Below are 16911 nucleotides of genomic sequence, written 5' to 3' on the forward strand. Positions count from 1 at the left end.
TTTAAGTTTTTTGTGCTGAAAAAATAATACAATGAAAATCCTTCTTTTAGATAAAAATCACCCACTTATTTCAGAACAGCTTTTGGCTAAAAATTTTATATTGGAAGAGGACTTTACGTCTTCCTATGATGAGGTTTGCCGGAAAATTGAAAATTATGATGGAATCATTATCAGGAGCAGGATTCCATTAGATAAGAACTTTCTTGAAAAAGCTAAAAACCTGAAATTTATTGCCCGAGTGGGTGCCGGTATGGAAAATATTGATATTTCCGTAGCTGAAAAATTGGGGATTCAGCTGATTAATTCTCCAGAGGGAAATCGTGATTCCGTGGCCGAACATGTTCTAGGAATGCTTCTGGTTATTATGAACCGCCTGTTTATTGCTTCACAGGAAGTGAAGGAAGGAATCTGGAAACGGGAAGAAAACCGGGGGGACGAACTATTAGGAAAAACCGTTGGGCTGATCGGATACGGAAATATGGGAAAAGCAACCGCTAAAAGATTATCAGGCTTTGGCTGTAAAGTTATTTTTCATGATATATTGCCTGATCTGTCCGATGAATATGCTACCCAGGTAAGTTTGGAAGAGCTTCAGGAAAATGCGGATGTCCTAAGTTTGCACATCCCTATTACAGAAGATACTTACCATTTGATTGATGAGAAGTTCATTTCAGAAATGAAAAAAGATTTTTATTTTGTCAATACGGCAAGAGGAAAAAACTTAAAGACTAAAGATCTGGTGAATGCCTTAAAATCTGGAAAAGTGAAAGGTGCCTGTCTCGATGTGCTGGAATATGAAAAATCTTCCTTTGAAAACATTGAAAACGAGAATGAAGACTTGAAATACCTTTTGGCTTCGGATCAGGTAATCGTAACTCCCCATATTGCCGGATGGACCCATCAAAGCAAAGAAAAGCTTGCACAATTTATTGTAGATAAAATTTTTTTATCTTATATAATTTAGCATAATGTTATTTATATACAAATATGTTAAATAATTCATAATTTACATTTGCAGGTCGGGATTTGGACTGAGTTTTATTAAATTGCCGATCATTTTTTTGAATTTATGAAGAAGCTGACCTTACTTATTCTATCTGTTTTTTTAATTTCTTTCTCCTGTAAAAACAAAAGTGAATCTCAAGAAAAAAAGCTCGAACAAACGACCAACCTTCCTAATTTTGGAAATGTAGAGCTGGATAAAGTATTTACTAAGAGTGATGACGCTCTCCAAAATAAAGATGCTGTTATTCGCTATATCAATGATTATTACAAAAGAGTTTGGGAAGGAAATGACCTTAGCGGAGGAATCCTGGTAGCAAAAGGAGACGATATATTATTTGAACAATACAGGGGCTTCGGTAGGGAAGGGAACCAACAGCCTATTGATAAGAATACTCCTTTACATGTAGCTTCAGTTTCAAAAACTTTAACGGCAATGGCGGTACTGAAACTGGTAGAATCAGGAAAGATCAAACTTACCGATCATCTTACCCAGTTCTTTCCGGGATTTCCTTATCCTGAAGTTAGCGTACAGGCCTTGCTTTCCCAACGAAGCGGACTCCCGAAATATGAATATTTTATTCCTAAAATACAACCTGCCCCGGCTGAGCTTTCAAAAGCATTTTTAACCAATGAGGATATCCTTACAATGCTCATTAAATACAAGCCTGAGCTAGCACGAGAAACCAATACAGGGTTTATGTACTGCAATACCAATTTTGCCCTGCTTGCCCTTTTGGTAGAAAAAGTGACCAAAACTCCTTTCCCTCAGGCTATGAAAGAAATGATTTTCACACCCCTGAAAATGGAACATACCTATATCTTCCAGGAGAAAGACATTCCTACGGCTTCCCAGTCTTTTTATTACAGAGGCAACAAATTATATCCTCTGGACAGATTGGATCTTATTTACGGAGACAAAAACGTATATACCACGCCCAGGGATCTGTATAGCTTTTCAAAAGCCATGTTTTCCAAAGACTTTTTAAAACCTGAACTCATGCAGATGGTCTTCACTCCATACAGCAATGAAAAGCCGGGGATGAATAATTATGGCTTAGGATTCAGGATGAAAATTTTTGATAACGGAGAAAAACTAACCTATCATAACGGATGGTGGCATGGTACCAATTCCGTATTTGCCCACCTGTTGAATTCAAAAGTGACTATTGTGGCCATAGGGAATAAATATTCCAACAAAGTATATACGGCATTGGCATTATCAGGTTTATTTGAAGACTTTCCCGTTCAGAAAGAGAAACTTCATGCCGTAATGAATGACTCTTTGAAAAGTGAAAATGAAGTTTTTGGAGAATAATGTTTACTTTTGCTTAAACATATTCATGAAGAGATATTTTTTATTACTCATTATAAGTTTTTGAAAAGTGAAAATGAAGTTTTTGGAGAATAATGTTTACTTTTGCTTAAACATATTCATGAAGAGATATTTTTTATTACTCATTATAAGTTTTCTTGTGCATTCCTGTGCAAGGGTAGGTTCTCCGGTGGGAGGGCCTAAAGATTCTTTAGCTCCGAAGTTTTTAAGTTCCAATATAGACTCCGCACGAGTGAATGTTTCCAGGGATATCCGGGAGCTCCGTCTGGACTTTGATGAATATGTAACATTGAAAGATATTAATAAGAACCTTATTATTTCTCCTCCTATTAAAAAGATCAAACGTATCTTACCTTCCAATATTGCCAATAAATATGTATTGATTCAATGGGAAGATACTTTACAGGCCAATACCACTTATAATTTCAACTTTGGAAATTCTATTGTAGATAATAATGAGTCGAATGTATTGCCTTATTTCAATTTTGCTTTTTCTACGGGCGATAAGCTGGATGACCTTTATATAAGTGGTGAAGTAAAAGATGCCATGGCACTTAAAAAGCAGACTTCTACCGAAAATAAACTGGTTGTAGGATTATATCAGGCTAATGATTCCATCAATTACAGACAAAAGCCTTATTATATCACCAAAGTGGATGCTGATGGATATTATGAACTGAACTATCTATCACCAGGAAAATATAAAATTATAGCCTTTGAAGATGAGAACGGAAACTCCGTATATGATGCCGGAAAAGAGAAAGTAGGTTTTCAGAAAGATGTTGTGGATGTAGAAAAATCCATTTCGGGATTAAACCTGAAAGTATATCCATCTAAAAAAGCATTGAAATACGGAGAGATGAAAGAAGTTCCCGGAGGAATTTTAATGACGTTTGAAGGAGGCCCGGAGAATATAAAAGTATTATCCCTGAACGAAAAGCTTCAGGATATTAAAGTAACCCATCGTCCGAAATCAGATTCTGTAAATATCTGGTTTGATGCAGTGAAGAACGGAGTGGGGCAGACCGTAACCGAAAATTTGAAATTCAGTTATGATGCCGATGGTAAGCAGGATACGGTTTCTGTATTTTATAAGTATAATGCTAAAAATGCAATGACAATAGCCTCCAACAATGATGGAAATCTGTTACCACCAAAAACTGAATTTAAGATTCTCTCCAATTATGTTGTTGATAAAATAGAACCGGAAAAATGGATGCTGAAAAGTGACAGCTTAACTACTCATGAGTTTACAGCCAGAATTTCAGAAACCAATCCGTATCAGATCCTTGTACAGTCCGATTTTGAGGTAGGTAAAAAATATCAGTTGACCATACCGAAAGAAACCATCGGATCATATTATGACAAAATACTTAAGTCTTACCGTTTTGATTTTGAAGCAGACAAGGTGGAAAACTATGGAAGCCTTACACTGAAACTTCAGAATAAGCCTGATTCCAACTATTGGATACAGCTGCTGGATTCTTCTGGAAAACTTATTTATCAGAAATATACCAATACCGAAAGTGTAAAGTTTGATATTGTAAAGCCGGCTGAATACATTGTAAGGATTCTTACGGATAATAACGGCAATAAATATTGGGATGAGGCTGACTTTGAAAAAGATATTTTTGCGGAAGATGTTTATACCTACTATAAAGTAGCCGTAGTGAGACCATTATGGGATTCGGTGGAAGAATGGGATCTTAAAGATACGAGAACACTGGACAATCCTAAAGCTGCAGGTACTCCGGCTGTAAGTACACCTGACCCTTTGCCGCCGACAGATACTCCTGTCATTGATAGCAGTGAAAAAGAACTGAAATCAGGAAGTTCTGTTTTAACTCCCGTTAAATAAATAATGAAGATGATAAAAAAGATTATTTTTTGGAGCTTGGTAGGTTTTGCTCTGATTCAGTTTATTCCTGTTGACCGGGAAAATAAACCTGTGGATCATGCTGCTAATTTTACAGACATTCACAAAACTCCGGAAAAGATAGGGAGTCTACTGAAATCAGCTTGTTATGACTGTCATTCCAATGAAACGGTTTATCCTAAATATGCGTATATAGCTCCTGTTTCATGGTCCGTAAAAAGCCATATAAATGAAGGGAGGGAGCATCTCAACTTTTCTGTCTGGGCAACTTATAATAAGGATTTAAAAGCCAATATGCTTAAAAACTCTATACAAAGTCTTCAAAATAAGACCATGCCAATGCCAGGCTATATCGTCTACCATGACGAAGCCAATTTATCTGAAGCAGAAAGAACCTTATTAATCAATTACTTCGAAGAAATATTCAATTCTAAAAATTATTAGCCAGCTGTTCACAGGGAAAGCCGGGAAATATGTTTTAAATTAAATCTCCTTAAGATAATTTTCAAAAAACTTTTTCTGGGAATCAAAAGCGATATCCTCGAGATTAAGTTCGTTTAAAGGAATCCATTGAGCTTCTGATATCTCAGAAAGCTCAAGGTTCACTTCAAATTTTTCAGAAACCCTGTATTCATAAAACAAATCAATCGTGTTATAATCAATTTCTTTATACTGATATACATTGGGTAAGCTTGTCAGATAAGTAAGGTTTGAAATATTGATCTCCAATTGCAGTTCTTCAAATAACTCTCTTTTGCATGTTTCTTCCGCGCTTTCTTTGGGATCTACAAAGCCTCCGGCCAAATCCAGTTTTCCTTTTTTAGGGTCCCTGTTTCTTTTGGTCAGATAGATCTCATTTCCGTAGCAGATGACCACAGCTACTGCTCCTGCAACATTGTTGTACAGGGTAAAATTACAATTGGGACAACTCCATTTTTTTTCGTTATCCCAATTAAGAGATTCTTTGCCACAATTGGGGCAATATTTCAATACTTTCATTAAGCATTAATATTTCTAGGGTGATAGTTAAGTATCACATCCCTAAGCTCTTCAGTTTTCAGGTGGGTATAAATTTCAGTAGTTGTAATACTTGAATGTCCCAGCATTTCCTGAATATAGCGCAGATCTGCTCCATTTTGTAACAAATGGGTGGCAAATGAGTGCCTGAAGGTGTGCGGAGAGATTTTTTTACTTATACCTGCCTTATCGGTAAGCTCCTTAATAATAAGAAAAACAATTACTCTCGACATTGAAGTTCCTCTGCTATTGAGGAATAACCAGTCTTCATACTTCTTGTTGATCTTACTTTTTGGACGAACTTCCAATATGAAATTTTTCAATAATTTCGAAGTATAATCCGCTAAAGGGACAAATCTAGCTTTGTTTCCTTTACCGTTTACTTTGATGTAATTTTCTTTAAAATTAATATTTGAAATTTTCAAATCGATAAGTTCAGATACACGGAGTCCACATCCGTAAAGAACCTCAATAATACATTGATTTCTCTTTCCCAGATCCGAATTGATCTCAATAGCTTCAATAATTCTATTGATATCTATAAGACTCAACGTATCCGGCAAATACAAGCCCAGCTTTGGCCCTTCAAGCAGTGTTGCAGGGTTATCTTCTCTTGCTTCGTCTTCAACCAAAAATTTGAAAAAAGCTTTTATAGAAGAAATCCATCTTGCCTGTGAGCGTTCACTAAACTTCTGTTTAGAGAGCATAAAAATGTATTCTTGTAAATTTTCATATGCGATCTTATCTGGGCCGACATTATCCAGATATTCTTCGGCATATTCTTTTAGTTTTCTGATGTCCCTGATATAGGCATCAAGAGTGTTTTCTGAAAAATTTCTTTCAAAACGAAGAAAGATTTCAAAATCTTTAATTTTTTCATCCCAAGTCATTTGTGTTATTTTTTTAATTCACAATCCGATATTTGTATTATTTCAATGTTATGGTTTTTTAAGAATGAGATCCCATCATCATCCGAATACTCGTTAATATAGACCAGTCTGGAAATTCCCGCCTGTAAAATCAGTTTGCTGCACTCTTTGCACGGAGACAGTGTTAAATATAACGTAGCCCCTTTAGCAGATTGTGTAGAGCTGGCTAATTTTAATATTGCATTGGCTTCGGCATGCAATACGTACCAGTGAGTTTTTCCGTCTTTGTCTTCACAACAATTTTCAAAACCCGATGGAGTACCATTGTAACCATCTGAAATAATCATCCTATCTTTTACGATAAGAGCTCCTACTTGTTTTCTTTTACAGTAGGATAGTTTTGCCCACTCCAGGGCCATTTTTAGATAAGCTTTGTCAAACTTATTATACAGCATCATTGTTTATTTCGAAATAATTTTATAATTTTTTTAGAAGTTAGGCTTCCTTTTTTCAAGGAAAGCAGAAACTCCTTCTTTTTTATCTTCCAGTTCAAAAAGTTCACCAAAATATTGAATTTCAGTAGAAAAACCTTTATCCGTATCAGATAAATTTACGGCATTTATCGCTCTGGATATTGCCATAGGTGAATTTCGGGAAATAGTTGCTGCCAACTCTTTAGTTTTCAGCAGAAGCTCTTCGGAAGAATATACTTCGTTCACCAAACCTATTTCCTTAGCTCTCTGTGCAGAGATCATTTTTGCCGAAAAAATAATTTCATTAGCAAGCCCTTTTCCTACCAGCTTAGGGAGTCTTTGGGTTCCTCCATAGCCGGGAAGTAATCCCAGGGTCACCTCAGGAAGGCCTAATTTGGCATTTTCCGAGGCATATCTGATATGACATGCTAATGCAAGCTCCAAACCACCTCCTAACGCAAAACCGTTGATGGCTGCAATAACAGGCTTGGACATATTTTCTATTTTGTTGAACAGAATATTTTGTCCGTTTCTTGCTAATTCTTCAGCTTGCTGTTTTCCAAAATCAGAAAACTCTTTAATATCAGCACCGGCCACAAATGATTTTTCGCCGCTACCTGTAATGATAATTACCCGGCAGTTTTTATCCGAGTTCAATTCATCTAATGCTGAGCTGAGTTCCTGAATTGTTCTGGCATTCAATGCATTTAAACTTTCAGGCCTATTTATTGTAATCGTTGATAGTTCTTCTTTTACTAATAAAATATTTTCGTAACTCATCTCTGTATTAAAATTATTTTGGCAAATTATAAATTTTTTTTTAAAAAAATAGGAAAAAATATCAACTTTTTCCTATTTTAGAATATTATGTTATCAATTTGCTTATTTGAAGTGGTTCATCATATTGGCGTCAATATTAATGCTCAACTGTGCAGCCACTTTCATGCCAAGCTCGATATTTGCTCGAAAAAAATGGCATAACTGGCGATTGATAATCTCTTCTTTTTTAGGGCCGTTGATCCCTTTCATGCTTTCCACTATATTGTGAACTAAATGATCACGGTCTTCGGCATTCATTGCTTTTGTATAGAGAAGACCCGGTTGGGTATAGTGGTCATCATCATTTTCATTCCTGTTATAATTAGCAACATGGGTGCTGTCTAATTCATATTCAAAGCTCTTATAAGATGGATCCGGCTGGATATCATCAACAAAACTATTGGGATGGTAATTAGGCTTATCTCCATAATCTGTGGAGTCAGCCATAAATCCGTCACGCTGATAGTTGTTCACGGCAAAAGGACATCGGTTAACTTCCAGCTGATGTGCATTTACACCCACTCTGTACCGATGTGCGTCCGGATAAGAGAACAATCTTCCCTGCAGCATTTTGTCCGGAGAGAAGCTGATTCCATTTACCAGATTGCTTGGTGAAAAAGTAGCTTGCTCTACATGGGCAAAATAATTCACCGGAATTTCATTAAGCTCCATTTCACCTACCTCTATAAGAGGGAAATCATTCTGAAACCACACTTTAGTGATATCAAACGGATTCCATCTGAATTCTTTGGCCTGTTCTTCAGTCATTACCTGAATATACATGGTCCATTTCGGATAATCTCCGTTTTCGATGGCATTACAAAGATCTTCTTGAGCAAAATCAGGATTTTCACCAGCCATTTTTATGGCTTCCTCATTATTGAAGTTTTTAATCCCCTGTTTGGTTTTCAAATGAAATTTTACCCAGGTTCTTTCATTGTTTTCGTTAATCATGGAGAAGGTATGGGAACCAAAGCCATGCATATGTCTGTATCCATGAGGAGTACCTCTGTCCGACATTAAAATAAGAACCTGATGAAGCGATTCCGGATTAAGGCTCCAGAAATCCCACATCATAGTGGCACTTTTCAAATTGGTTTTAGGCACTCTTTTCTGAGTATGGATAAAGTCAGGAAATTTTTTGGCATCTTTAATAAAGAATACCGGAGTATTATTTCCTACCAAATCCCAATTTCCGTCTTCCGTATAAAATTTCAATGCAAATCCCCGCGGATCTCTTGCGGTGTCTGCACTTCCTTTTTCTCCCCCTACTGTAGAAAACCTTGCAAACATGCGGCAGGTATTCCCTACTTTTGAGAATAATTTTGCTTTTGTATATTTTGAAATATCATGCGTTACTGTAAATTTCCCATAGGCTCCACTACCTTTGGCGTGGACAATTCTTTCCGGGATCCTTTCTCTTACAAAATGGGCCAGATTTTCCTGTAGAATAAAATCTTGTAGAAGAACCGGACCTCTTGCACCTACCGTTTGAGAGTCATGATGCTCAAAATAAGGTGCACCATTACTTAATCTTAATTTTTTAGAATCCATATAGTTATGATTTGACTGATTGAAATCTTCTAGTGCAGCAAGATATTTAATAAATCACAAATTTAGTCGAAATTTTGATTGCTTATAACAAAAACATCATATCTTTGTAATAGATAATATTAATCAGATGAACATTCAGCAATTGGAGTATCTTATCGCTGTGGATAAGTATAAACATTTTGGTAAAGCGGCTCAAGCATGCTTCATTACGCAACCTACATTAAGTGCAATGATACAGAAATTTGAGGATGAACTGGATGTAAAGGTATTTGACAGAACGACACATCCTATCCGCACAACCGATGTAGGGCTTCAGATTATAGACCAGGCCAAAGTAATTATAGAGTCTGTAAATGAACTGAAAAATAAAGCTAACCTGTTAAATAATATTCTGGGAGGTACTATTAACGTCGGAATTATTCCTACCGTATCATCATTTATTCTGCCTACTGAAATTTTCAAATTTTTAAAAGATAACCCGAAAATTCAGATGAATGTAAAAGAGATGACCACGGATAATATCATTAAAGCATTAAAAGCCGGAGAGCTGGATGCGGGGATTATTTCCACACCATATGATACCGCGGATGAATTTTACCAGGACTTTCTGTTTAATGAAGAGTTGATGATCTACAGTTCGGATAATGATGCCAATAAAAAGAATTCCTATATCATTCCTGAAGAACTTAATGTTGAAAAAGTCTGGCTTTTAGAAGAAGGTAACTGTCTGAGAAGTCAGTTTGAAAATATTTGTCATTTAAAAGAAAATACATTAAAGCCTAAGAACCTGGACTTTTTAGCTTCGAACATCCAGACCCTAGTTCATATGGTGGATGAGGTAGGAGGGATCAGTATTCTGCCGGAATTGGCTCTAAGCCAGCTTTCCGAAGATCAGAAGAAAAAGGTGTTCCGATTCAAAAAGCCTTTCCCGTATAGAGAAATAAGTGTGATCTATTATAAACCGACCTTTAAGCAGAAAATAATTGATGAACTAACGGTTTCCATACAGAATTCCCTGAAGGACAGGCTGAACTATAATAAAAATCCGAAAGATTATACCAGTGTTAAACCACAATAGGGTAATCAGTCTCTCCTTTATTAAATAATCATAAATCGTAAGATAAATTTTTAAGTATTAAAAATAGTACTTAACTTTGCACCTGTTTATGAAATGAGGAAAAATTTGACCTGATTGCAACCTCTGTAAAAAAATGCTAAAACAGTATTTCTTTTGAGCTTCCTGGTTATTTTTAAGTTTTTCTTCTTATTTTTAATTTTAAAATAAAGAACTAATATGTCTTATTTATTTACGTCTGAATCCGTTTCAGAAGGGCATCCGGATAAGATTGCCGATCAGATATCAGATGCTTTGATTGACCATTTTCTAGCCTATGATAAATCTTCCAAAGTAGCATGTGAAACTTTAGTAACAACCGGACAGGTGGTATTGGCAGGAGAAGTGAAATCCGGTGCTTATCTGGATGTTCAGAGTATTGCCCGTGAAGTGATCAATGGAATTGGGTATACGAAAGGTGAATATATGTTCAATGGAGACTCTTGCGGTGTTATTTCCGCGATCCATGAGCAATCTCCTGATATCAACCAGGGAGTTGACAGAGCGGTGACCGATGAATCTTTTGAAAGTAAAGCGAATGCGCAGGGAGCGGGAGACCAGGGAATGATGTTCGGATATGCTACCAATGAAACGGCTAATTATATGCCGTTGGCTTTGGACCTTGCCCATACAATCCTTAAAGAACTTTCTGAGCTGAGAAGAGAAAATAAAGAAATCGATTATTTACGTCCCGATGCAAAAAGCCAGGTAACTATTGAATATTCTGATGATCATAAACCTATCAGAATAGACTCTATCGTAGTTTCCACCCAGCATGATGACTTCGGTACCGAAGAGGTAATGCTTGCAAAAATCAGAGAGGACATTAAGAATATCCTTATTCCAAGAGTAATTGCCAAGCAAAGCGATGAAATCAAGGCATTATTCAATGATCAGATCAAATACCATATTAATCCAACCGGAAAATTCGTTATCGGTGGACCTCATGGTGATACCGGTCTTACCGGAAGAAAAATCATTGTAGATACTTATGGAGGAAAAGGAGCACACGGTGGAGGTGCATTTTCAGGAAAGGATCCGTCAAAAGTAGATAGAAGTGCTGCGTATGCTACAAGACATATTGCTAAAAACCTGGTAGCTGCGGGTGTAGCAGATGAAGTGCTGGTGCAGGTTTCCTATGCTATCGGAGTAGCCGAGCCTTGCGGATTGTATATTAATACTTACGGAACTTCCAAAGTAGATCTTCATGATGGTAAAATAGCAGAGAAAGTTTCAGCAATTTTTGATTTAAGACCTTACGCCATTGAGCAAAACCTGAAGTTAAGAAACCCTATCTATCAGGAAACAGCTTCTTATGGACATATGGGTAAAGAGCATTATAAAGCAGATAAAACTTTTAATAAAGGTCAAAAAAATGAACTGACACTTAAAGACCTTGAATTCTTTACCTGGGAGAAACTGGACAAAGTAGACGAAATTAAAGCCGCTTTTGGAATTTAATTTCTCATGATAATAAATAAGCTGCTTTATCTTAACCGGATAGAGCAGTTTTTTTTAAATTTACATCAATTTAAAATAGTAATGATGAACCTTAGACTTGCAATAATTACCATTTTCCTTTTTCTTTCTGGAGCCCTGATGAAGGCACAGTATACGATGCATAAAATGATAAATGTAGGATATGTATATCAAAACCAGAGTTTTGGAGAAGTAGGCGGGAAATTGCTGTTCCTTAAAAATGATGATGTCATTTACAGGCTTGGAGGTTCTGCCTTAATGGGATCTACCCATTCTCAATTTGCCATTATGCCTAAATTGCAGGCAGATGTTTTACTCAACTTTGAAAAAAATGTGGACTTCTACCATTCTTACTATTTCTTATTGGGAGTGGAAGGGACCACTAAATATATTGCTCCGAAAGTAGGGGTTACTCTCTTTGGGCTTCTGGATTTAACCGCAGGATATGCCTTTCCGATTGGCAATGCCGAACTTCGCGGAAAACAGCTGAAAGGTGTAAATATTAACTTCACACTAAATATCCCTACTGTCTTTATTCATGACAGGTTTAAGTAACTTTTTTTATATTTTTATTATAAAAATTTAATAAATGATTAACAGTTGTTAATTTTTTATTATATTTACAGCCATAAACCGTATTCGCCTATTGATAAGACTCTACTCTTAAAACTGTTTTGTATTCACAGCCTACCAAGTAAAATGCTTGGAAATAAAGATTGTACACAAATAAAATATAGAGAAGAAAGTTATGAAATCAGAATCGGATAGCTTATTAATTTCCCGTTACCAGAATGGGGACGAAGGGGCACTATCAACACTTATTCACCGTTATCAAAAAGAACTGTTCACCTTCATTTTTTATAAAATAAATGATGAAGATCTGGCCAACGACGTTTTTCAGGACACTTTCATGAAGATTATCATAATGCTTAAAGAAGGACGTTATAATGAAGAAGGAAAATTTATCCTGTGGGCCAAGCGAATTGCTTATAATCTTATTATTGATCATTTCCGCGTAAAATCTAAAAATGTTAAAGTTTCGGAAACCACTTTTGAAAGTGAAGAGTATTCCATTTTTGATTTATTGAGCGACCCTTCGGAAAATATCGAAGACCAGCTGGTTACCAATCAGATTCAGAGTGACCTGATGAAAATGCTGGAGTTTCTTCCTGAGAACCAGCAGGAAGTGATAAAATTACGGTTCTTTGACGGACTGAGCTTTAAGGAAATTGCAGACCATACGGATATGAGTATCAATACTACCTTAGGAAGAGTAAGATATGCACTTATTAATCTCCGAAAGATAATGGAAGAAAATAATATTATTCTTACGAGATAATAATTGCTTTTATTTTACGTTTTAAAGAAAAACATATTTTCGCCTATGAGAAAAAATGATTCTTTAAAAGTCAAAACTTTGAAACCTAAGAAACAGACTATTGATTTTTTGCTGAGCTTTTCAAAAAATCTTGATGTAGTTACAACTAAAACGAGAAATTATCCGATTTCCAAAAATTAAAATTATTAATTTTGTGCTGTATGAGAATTCAGCACATTTTTTTTGACTTAGACAACACCCTTTGGGACCACCGTAAGAATGCTTACCTAACCATAAAAGACCTTTTCGAAAAACAGGAAATTACTTTAAAATATGCAATTGATTTTGAAGAGTTTCACGCTGTATATCACGATATCAATGAAGATCTGTGGGAGAAGATAAGAGATGGGATAATTGATAAGGAATATCTGAGAAAGCACCGTTTCTATGATACTTTTAAACATTTTGGAGTCGATGATGAACAGCTTGCTCAGTTTTTTGAAGAGCATTTCCTGGATAAAATCCTGAATCATAATGAGCTTGTGGAAGGGGCGCAATATATTTTGGATTATTTAAAATCTAAAAATTATACCCTGCACATTATTTCCAACGGATTTCAGGAAGTAACGGAAAGAAAATGTATACTTTCGGGAATTGATAAATATTTTTACAGTATAACCAGTGCGGATTCTGTGGGAGTAAGAAAACCGAATGCCAGGATTTTCGAATATTCTTTGGGATTAGCCAAGGCAGCGAAAGAAGAAAGCATACTGATCGGGGATGACTGGATTGCTGATGTGGTAGGAGCGCAGAACTTCGGCATGGACGTTATTTTCTTTGATGTCTATAAAGAAAACAGGCAGGAGAAAGATCTTAAATCTGTCCGGCATCTTTTACAGATAAAAGAATACTTATAAAAAAAAGCCTTTCAAACTGAAAAGCTTTTTGTATGGTAAAGAATTATATTCCTAAACTTGTTCTTACTCTTTTTATTGTTTCCTGAGCTATTACCTTTGTTTTTTCTGCTCCTTCCTGAAGTTTTGTTTCCAGCTCATCCAGGTGGGACATATAATAATTAAAGGTTTCTCTTTCTTTTGCAAAACGGGTAAGGATAAGATTGAGAAGCTCAGTTTTAGCATGTCCGTATCCGAAATTACCTGCGAGATATTTGGCTCTTAATTCTTCGGTTTGTTCAGGAGTGGCAATCAGCTGGTAGATGGCAAAAACTTTATCGGTTTCCGGATCTTTAGGTTCTTCCAATGATTTTGAATCTGTTTCCACACTCATTACCTGTTTTTTCAGTTCTTTTTCCGGGAGGAAGATATTGATGATATTTCCCCGGGACTTGGACATTTTCTGACCGTCGGTGCCGGGTACGTATTTAGTGTCTTCCTGAAGCTCGGATTGAGGCAATACCAAAACTTCACCCATCTGATTATTGAAGCGGGAAGCTACATCGCGGGCAATTTCCAAATGCTGAAGCTGATCTTTTCCCACAGGAACTATTTCTGCATCATACAGCAGGATATCGGCAGCCATTAATATAGGATAGGTAAATAATCCCGCATTTACATCCTGTAGCCTGTCCGCTTTATCTTTGAAGGAATGAGCCAGGGTCAGTCTCTGATAAGGAAAGAAGCAGGATAAATGCCAAGAGAGTTCACAGGTTTCAGGGATATCACTTTGTCTGTAAAAGAATGTTTTTTCTGTATCCAGTCCACAAGCAAGCCAAGCCGCAGCAATTTCGTAGGTGTTTTGTTTTAATACTTTTGCATCCTTGATCTGCGTAAGAGAATGAAGGTTTGCAATAAATAGGAATGATTCATTTCCTTCCTGCTTCGATAATTCGATTGCAGGAATAATAGCACCTAATAAATTACCAAGGTGTGGGGTTCCGGTGGCTTGTATGCCGGTAAGAATTCTTGACATTTGTTATAATAAAATTTAATTAATGAATTTGTAAATTTACGAGGTTTGGTGAGATTTAAAAAATCTATGGAATTAAAACTTTGTTTCCTCCATATTTGGGTTCCTTACCAATGGCCAGATCCAAATAGACTTTTGCTTTAGCTAAATATTCGCGGATATTGGTCTTTAAACCTGCAAATTTATTGACATTTTCCGCATTATATCCGTAGGCTTCAATATTGTTTTTCCTGGCCAGGAATACGGCTCTTTCGTTATGGAACTTCTGGGAAACAATAATAATTTTTTTCTGCCCGAATATTTCCTTGGCTCTCACTACGGAATCCAAGGTACGGAATCCTGCAAAATCCAAAAAAATTTTATCTTCAGGAACTCCATGTTCCATTAAGGCGAGTTTCATATCTTCGGGCTCATTATAATCTTTACGGCTGTTATCTCCGCTTACGATAATATATTCGATTTTTTCGCTGTGATAGAGTTGGGCAGTTGCTTTAATTCTATTGGTGAAATAGGTGTTGGGAAGCCCGTTGCTTAATGTTTTACTGGTTCCCAGTAGTAAAGCGGTTTTTACATGAGGAACATCCGAAGTGAGATCAAATAAAAAAGGATCGCTCTCCTTTTTAATGCTGTAATTGGCAAAGGCAATAAAAATAATTCCTGCGACAAAAAGAAGCAGGAAAAATTTAAAAATATTTTTTAGAAATTTCATTCGTGTATAAATTTAAAATTCAAGACCGTTCGGAAACGCTTTTTTTCTGAAAATTAAAAGAAGGATGGCCCCCACTGTAATGGCGGAATCCGCTACATTGAATATATATTTAAAAAATTCTATATGCTTTCCGCCGATTAAAGGCACATTTTCGGGAACATTCCAATCTACAAGAGGGAAGTGAAGCATATCTACCACACAGCCTCTCATAAAACTTGAATATCCTTCTCCAAACGGAACGATCTTAGAAATGCCGCCATAACCTATCCAACGGTCGATGCTTGCATCATATACGGTCCCGCTGTCAAAGATCAGCCCGTAAAACATTCCGTCGATCAGGTTTCCAATAGCTCCTGCAAAGATCATAGCCATAGGGATCAGCAGATAATTGGATTCTCCCCTTTCGAGCCACTTTTTGAAAAGGTAAATCATACCTCCGATCAGAAATACTCTTACGATTACCAGAAAATATTTTCCGATCACTCCTCCGAAATGAAGGCCATATGCCATCCCCGGATTTTCTACAAAAGTAAGTTTGAAGCCTGGGAAAACGGAAACACTGTCGTCCAGGTTAAAATGCGTTTTTATATAAATTTTTGAAGCCTGATCAATTAATAAGATGAGAAACGTTACGGCTAAGATTTTTTTCAAGATTTCTAAATTTTATCTGCTTGTATTTTATTTTCTGGAAAGTTCATCAAGTCTTTTTCTGTCTTTGGCAGACAGGTCATTGATTCCATTTTTACCCATTTTAGCTAAGAGTCGGTCTATTTCCTTTTCTCTTTCGCGTTTGTCGGAATTAAACTGATCATCAATGGTGTAATTCTTAGGCTTTTCGGGGAATAATTTATTTTTGATCCATTCCCGGTTGAAGAAGCCTAATACAATAATGAGAACAATTCCCAAAACCCAATATTCGCTCATGAGATGAATATATATTAAAAATTAGGTTTATAAGGTATTGAGACAATACAATATAAACCTAAATTATTGACAAACCTTGCGGTTATTTCTGCATATTTTTCGCTTCAATACTTAAAGTAGCATGAGGAACAGCTAAAAGTCTTTCTTTTGGAATTAATTTACCAGTTACCCTGCAAACGCCATACGTTTTGTTTTCAATTCTTATTAAAGCGTTTTTAAGATCACGGATGAACTTTTCCTGTCTTCCTGCCAAAATTGCATTCTGTTCTTTACTTAGAGTTTCTGCTCCTTCCTCAAAAGCTTTGAAAGTAGGAGAAGTATCATCGGTTCCATTATTCTGGTCGTTGATGAAACTCTCATTGATCATTGTCAAATCTTTTTCTGCTTTAGCAATTTTCTCTTGAATTAATTTCTTAAATTCCTGTAAATCAGCGTCACTATATCTTACTCTTTCGTCTTGCATACTGTTTTTTCTTTTTTAATAAAATTATGAAA

Annotated in this window: 19 protein-coding genes; 9 read left to right on the forward strand and 10 right to left on the reverse strand. The window is 36.1% G+C overall.

Annotation, left to right across the window (positions count from 1 at the left end):
- The first annotated feature begins 31 nt into the window (after nucleotides 1-31).
- The 4 genes from ABJ974_RS01090 to ABJ974_RS01105 all read left to right on the forward strand — a co-directional run bounded on the left by ABJ974_RS01090 (nucleotide 32) and on the right by ABJ974_RS01105 (nucleotide 4658).
- Complete coding sequence (locus tag ABJ974_RS01090) at nucleotides 32-964, forward strand: 2-hydroxyacid dehydrogenase (protein WP_419869554.1); 933 nt, start codon at nucleotides 32-34, stop codon at nucleotides 962-964.
- Nucleotides 965-1069: 105 nt separating this feature from the next.
- Nucleotides 1070-2320: a serine hydrolase domain-containing protein gene (locus ABJ974_RS01095; RefSeq protein WP_419869555.1), complete on the forward strand. Its 1251-nt coding sequence runs from the start codon at nucleotides 1070-1072 to the stop codon at nucleotides 2318-2320.
- A gap of 118 nt (nucleotides 2321-2438) precedes the next feature.
- Nucleotides 2439-4196 (forward strand): Ig-like domain-containing domain, encoded by a 1758-nt coding sequence (locus ABJ974_RS01100; protein ID WP_419869556.1) that lies wholly within the window; start codon nucleotides 2439-2441, stop codon nucleotides 4194-4196.
- A 3-nt stretch (nucleotides 4197-4199) separates the two neighbouring features.
- Nucleotides 4200-4658, forward strand: coding sequence for a heme-binding domain-containing protein (locus ABJ974_RS01105; protein ID WP_419869557.1), 459 nt, complete (start codon nucleotides 4200-4202; stop codon nucleotides 4656-4658).
- A 39-nt stretch (nucleotides 4659-4697) separates the two neighbouring features.
- Here the strand turns inward: ABJ974_RS01105 and ABJ974_RS01110 are convergent, their stop codons facing one another.
- The 5 genes from ABJ974_RS01110 to ABJ974_RS01130 all read right to left on the reverse strand — a co-directional run bounded on the left by ABJ974_RS01110 (nucleotide 4698) and on the right by ABJ974_RS01130 (nucleotide 8946).
- Nucleotides 4698-5213, reverse strand: a complete 516-nt coding sequence (locus ABJ974_RS01110) for an NUDIX hydrolase (protein WP_419869558.1) — start codon at nucleotides 5211-5213, stop codon at nucleotides 4698-4700.
- Nucleotides 5213-6121 carry a site-specific tyrosine recombinase XerD gene (xerD, locus tag ABJ974_RS01115; protein ID WP_419869559.1) on the reverse strand — a complete coding sequence of 303 codons (909 nt, stop codon included), beginning with the start codon at nucleotides 6119-6121 and terminating at the stop codon, nucleotides 5213-5215. The genes ABJ974_RS01110 and xerD overlap by 1 nt, the downstream gene beginning before the upstream one ends.
- Nucleotides 6122-6126: 5 nt before the next feature.
- Nucleotides 6127-6558: a deoxycytidylate deaminase gene (locus tag ABJ974_RS01120; protein ID WP_419869560.1), complete on the reverse strand. Its 432-nt coding sequence runs from the start codon at nucleotides 6556-6558 to the stop codon at nucleotides 6127-6129.
- 30 nt (nucleotides 6559-6588) lie between these two features.
- Nucleotides 6589-7353, reverse strand: coding sequence for an enoyl-CoA hydratase/isomerase family protein (locus tag ABJ974_RS01125; RefSeq protein ID WP_419869561.1), 765 nt, complete (start codon nucleotides 7351-7353; stop codon nucleotides 6589-6591).
- A 102-nt stretch (nucleotides 7354-7455) separates the two neighbouring features.
- Complete coding sequence (locus ABJ974_RS01130; protein WP_419869562.1) at nucleotides 7456-8946, reverse strand: catalase; 1491 nt, start codon at nucleotides 8944-8946, stop codon at nucleotides 7456-7458.
- Nucleotides 8947-9073: 127 nt separating this feature from the next.
- On the opposite strand from ABJ974_RS01130, the gene ABJ974_RS01135 reads away from it, so the two are divergent.
- From ABJ974_RS01135 to ABJ974_RS01155, 5 genes are all read left to right on the forward strand, one after another.
- Nucleotides 9074-10024: a LysR substrate-binding domain-containing protein gene (locus ABJ974_RS01135; RefSeq protein WP_419869563.1), complete on the forward strand. Its 951-nt coding sequence runs from the start codon at nucleotides 9074-9076 to the stop codon at nucleotides 10022-10024.
- Between the two features lie 216 nt (nucleotides 10025-10240).
- Entirely contained in the window at nucleotides 10241-11521 is a 1281-nt protein-coding gene (metK, locus tag ABJ974_RS01140) for a methionine adenosyltransferase (RefSeq protein WP_419869564.1), read from the forward strand.
- An 81-nt stretch (nucleotides 11522-11602) separates the two neighbouring features.
- Nucleotides 11603-12094, forward strand: a complete 492-nt coding sequence (locus tag ABJ974_RS01145; RefSeq protein WP_419869565.1) for a hypothetical protein — start codon at nucleotides 11603-11605, stop codon at nucleotides 12092-12094.
- A gap of 193 nt (nucleotides 12095-12287) precedes the next feature.
- Complete coding sequence (locus ABJ974_RS01150; protein ID WP_419869566.1) at nucleotides 12288-12878, forward strand: RNA polymerase sigma factor; 591 nt, start codon at nucleotides 12288-12290, stop codon at nucleotides 12876-12878.
- 200 nt (nucleotides 12879-13078) lie between these two features.
- Nucleotides 13079-13774, forward strand: a complete 696-nt coding sequence (locus ABJ974_RS01155) for a YjjG family noncanonical pyrimidine nucleotidase (protein WP_419869567.1) — start codon at nucleotides 13079-13081, stop codon at nucleotides 13772-13774.
- A 43-nt stretch (nucleotides 13775-13817) separates the two neighbouring features.
- On the opposite strand, the gene trpS is transcribed toward ABJ974_RS01155, so the two are convergent.
- From trpS to ABJ974_RS01180, 5 genes are all read right to left on the reverse strand, one after another.
- A complete protein-coding gene (gene trpS, locus ABJ974_RS01160; RefSeq protein WP_419869568.1) occupies nucleotides 13818-14786 on the reverse strand; it encodes a tryptophan--tRNA ligase in 969 nt (322 codons plus the stop codon).
- A 64-nt stretch (nucleotides 14787-14850) separates the two neighbouring features.
- Nucleotides 14851-15492, reverse strand: coding sequence for a SanA/YdcF family protein (locus tag ABJ974_RS01165; RefSeq protein WP_419869569.1), 642 nt, complete (start codon nucleotides 15490-15492; stop codon nucleotides 14851-14853).
- Between the two features lie 12 nt (nucleotides 15493-15504).
- A complete protein-coding gene (locus tag ABJ974_RS01170; protein ID WP_419869570.1) occupies nucleotides 15505-16143 on the reverse strand; it encodes a lipoprotein signal peptidase in 639 nt (212 codons plus the stop codon).
- A gap of 27 nt (nucleotides 16144-16170) precedes the next feature.
- Nucleotides 16171-16416 carry a DUF6576 domain-containing protein gene (locus tag ABJ974_RS01175; protein ID WP_419869571.1) on the reverse strand — a complete coding sequence of 82 codons (246 nt, stop codon included), beginning with the start codon at nucleotides 16414-16416 and terminating at the stop codon, nucleotides 16171-16173.
- An 82-nt stretch (nucleotides 16417-16498) separates the two neighbouring features.
- Complete coding sequence (locus ABJ974_RS01180; RefSeq protein WP_292010164.1) at nucleotides 16499-16879, reverse strand: TraR/DksA family transcriptional regulator; 381 nt, start codon at nucleotides 16877-16879, stop codon at nucleotides 16499-16501.
- Between the last annotated feature and the right edge of the window lie 32 nt (nucleotides 16880-16911).

This window comes from Chryseobacterium sp. CT-SW4 (genome assembly GCF_048572715.1).
Lineage (GTDB): Bacteria > Bacteroidota > Bacteroidia > Flavobacteriales > Weeksellaceae > Chryseobacterium.

Coding starts and splice junctions, on each gene's coding strand:
- ABJ974_RS01090 (WP_419869554.1), top strand. CDS start 32: ATGAAAATCCTTCTTTTAGATAAAAATCACCCACTTATTTCAGAACAG.
- ABJ974_RS01095 (WP_419869555.1), top strand. CDS start 1,070: ATGAAGAAGCTGACCTTACTTATTCTATCTGTTTTTTTAATTTCTTTC.
- ABJ974_RS01100 (WP_419869556.1), top strand. CDS start 2,439: ATGAAGAGATATTTTTTATTACTCATTATAAGTTTTCTTGTGCATTCC.
- ABJ974_RS01105 (WP_419869557.1), top strand. CDS start 4,200: ATGAAGATGATAAAAAAGATTATTTTTTGGAGCTTGGTAGGTTTTGCT.
- ABJ974_RS01110 (WP_419869558.1), bottom strand. CDS start 5,213: ATGAAAGTATTGAAATATTGCCCCAATTGTGGCAAAGAATCTCTTAAT.
- xerD (WP_419869559.1), bottom strand. CDS start 6,121: ATGACTTGGGATGAAAAAATTAAAGATTTTGAAATCTTTCTTCGTTTT.
- ABJ974_RS01120 (WP_419869560.1), bottom strand. CDS start 6,558: ATGATGCTGTATAATAAGTTTGACAAAGCTTATCTAAAAATGGCCCTG.
- ABJ974_RS01125 (WP_419869561.1), bottom strand. CDS start 7,353: ATGAGTTACGAAAATATTTTATTAGTAAAAGAAGAACTATCAACGATT.
- ABJ974_RS01130 (WP_419869562.1), bottom strand. CDS start 8,946: ATGGATTCTAAAAAATTAAGATTAAGTAATGGTGCACCTTATTTTGAG.
- ABJ974_RS01135 (WP_419869563.1), top strand. CDS start 9,074: ATGAACATTCAGCAATTGGAGTATCTTATCGCTGTGGATAAGTATAAA.
- metK (WP_419869564.1), top strand. CDS start 10,241: ATGTCTTATTTATTTACGTCTGAATCCGTTTCAGAAGGGCATCCGGAT.
- ABJ974_RS01145 (WP_419869565.1), top strand. CDS start 11,603: ATGATGAACCTTAGACTTGCAATAATTACCATTTTCCTTTTTCTTTCT.
- ABJ974_RS01150 (WP_419869566.1), top strand. CDS start 12,288: ATGAAATCAGAATCGGATAGCTTATTAATTTCCCGTTACCAGAATGGG.
- ABJ974_RS01155 (WP_419869567.1), top strand. CDS start 13,079: ATGAGAATTCAGCACATTTTTTTTGACTTAGACAACACCCTTTGGGAC.
- trpS (WP_419869568.1), bottom strand. CDS start 14,786: ATGTCAAGAATTCTTACCGGCATACAAGCCACCGGAACCCCACACCTT.
- ABJ974_RS01165 (WP_419869569.1), bottom strand. CDS start 15,492: ATGAAATTTCTAAAAAATATTTTTAAATTTTTCCTGCTTCTTTTTGTC.
- ABJ974_RS01175 (WP_419869571.1), bottom strand. CDS start 16,416: ATGAGCGAATATTGGGTTTTGGGAATTGTTCTCATTATTGTATTAGGC.
- ABJ974_RS01180 (WP_292010164.1), bottom strand. CDS start 16,879: ATGCAAGACGAAAGAGTAAGATATAGTGACGCTGATTTACAGGAATTT.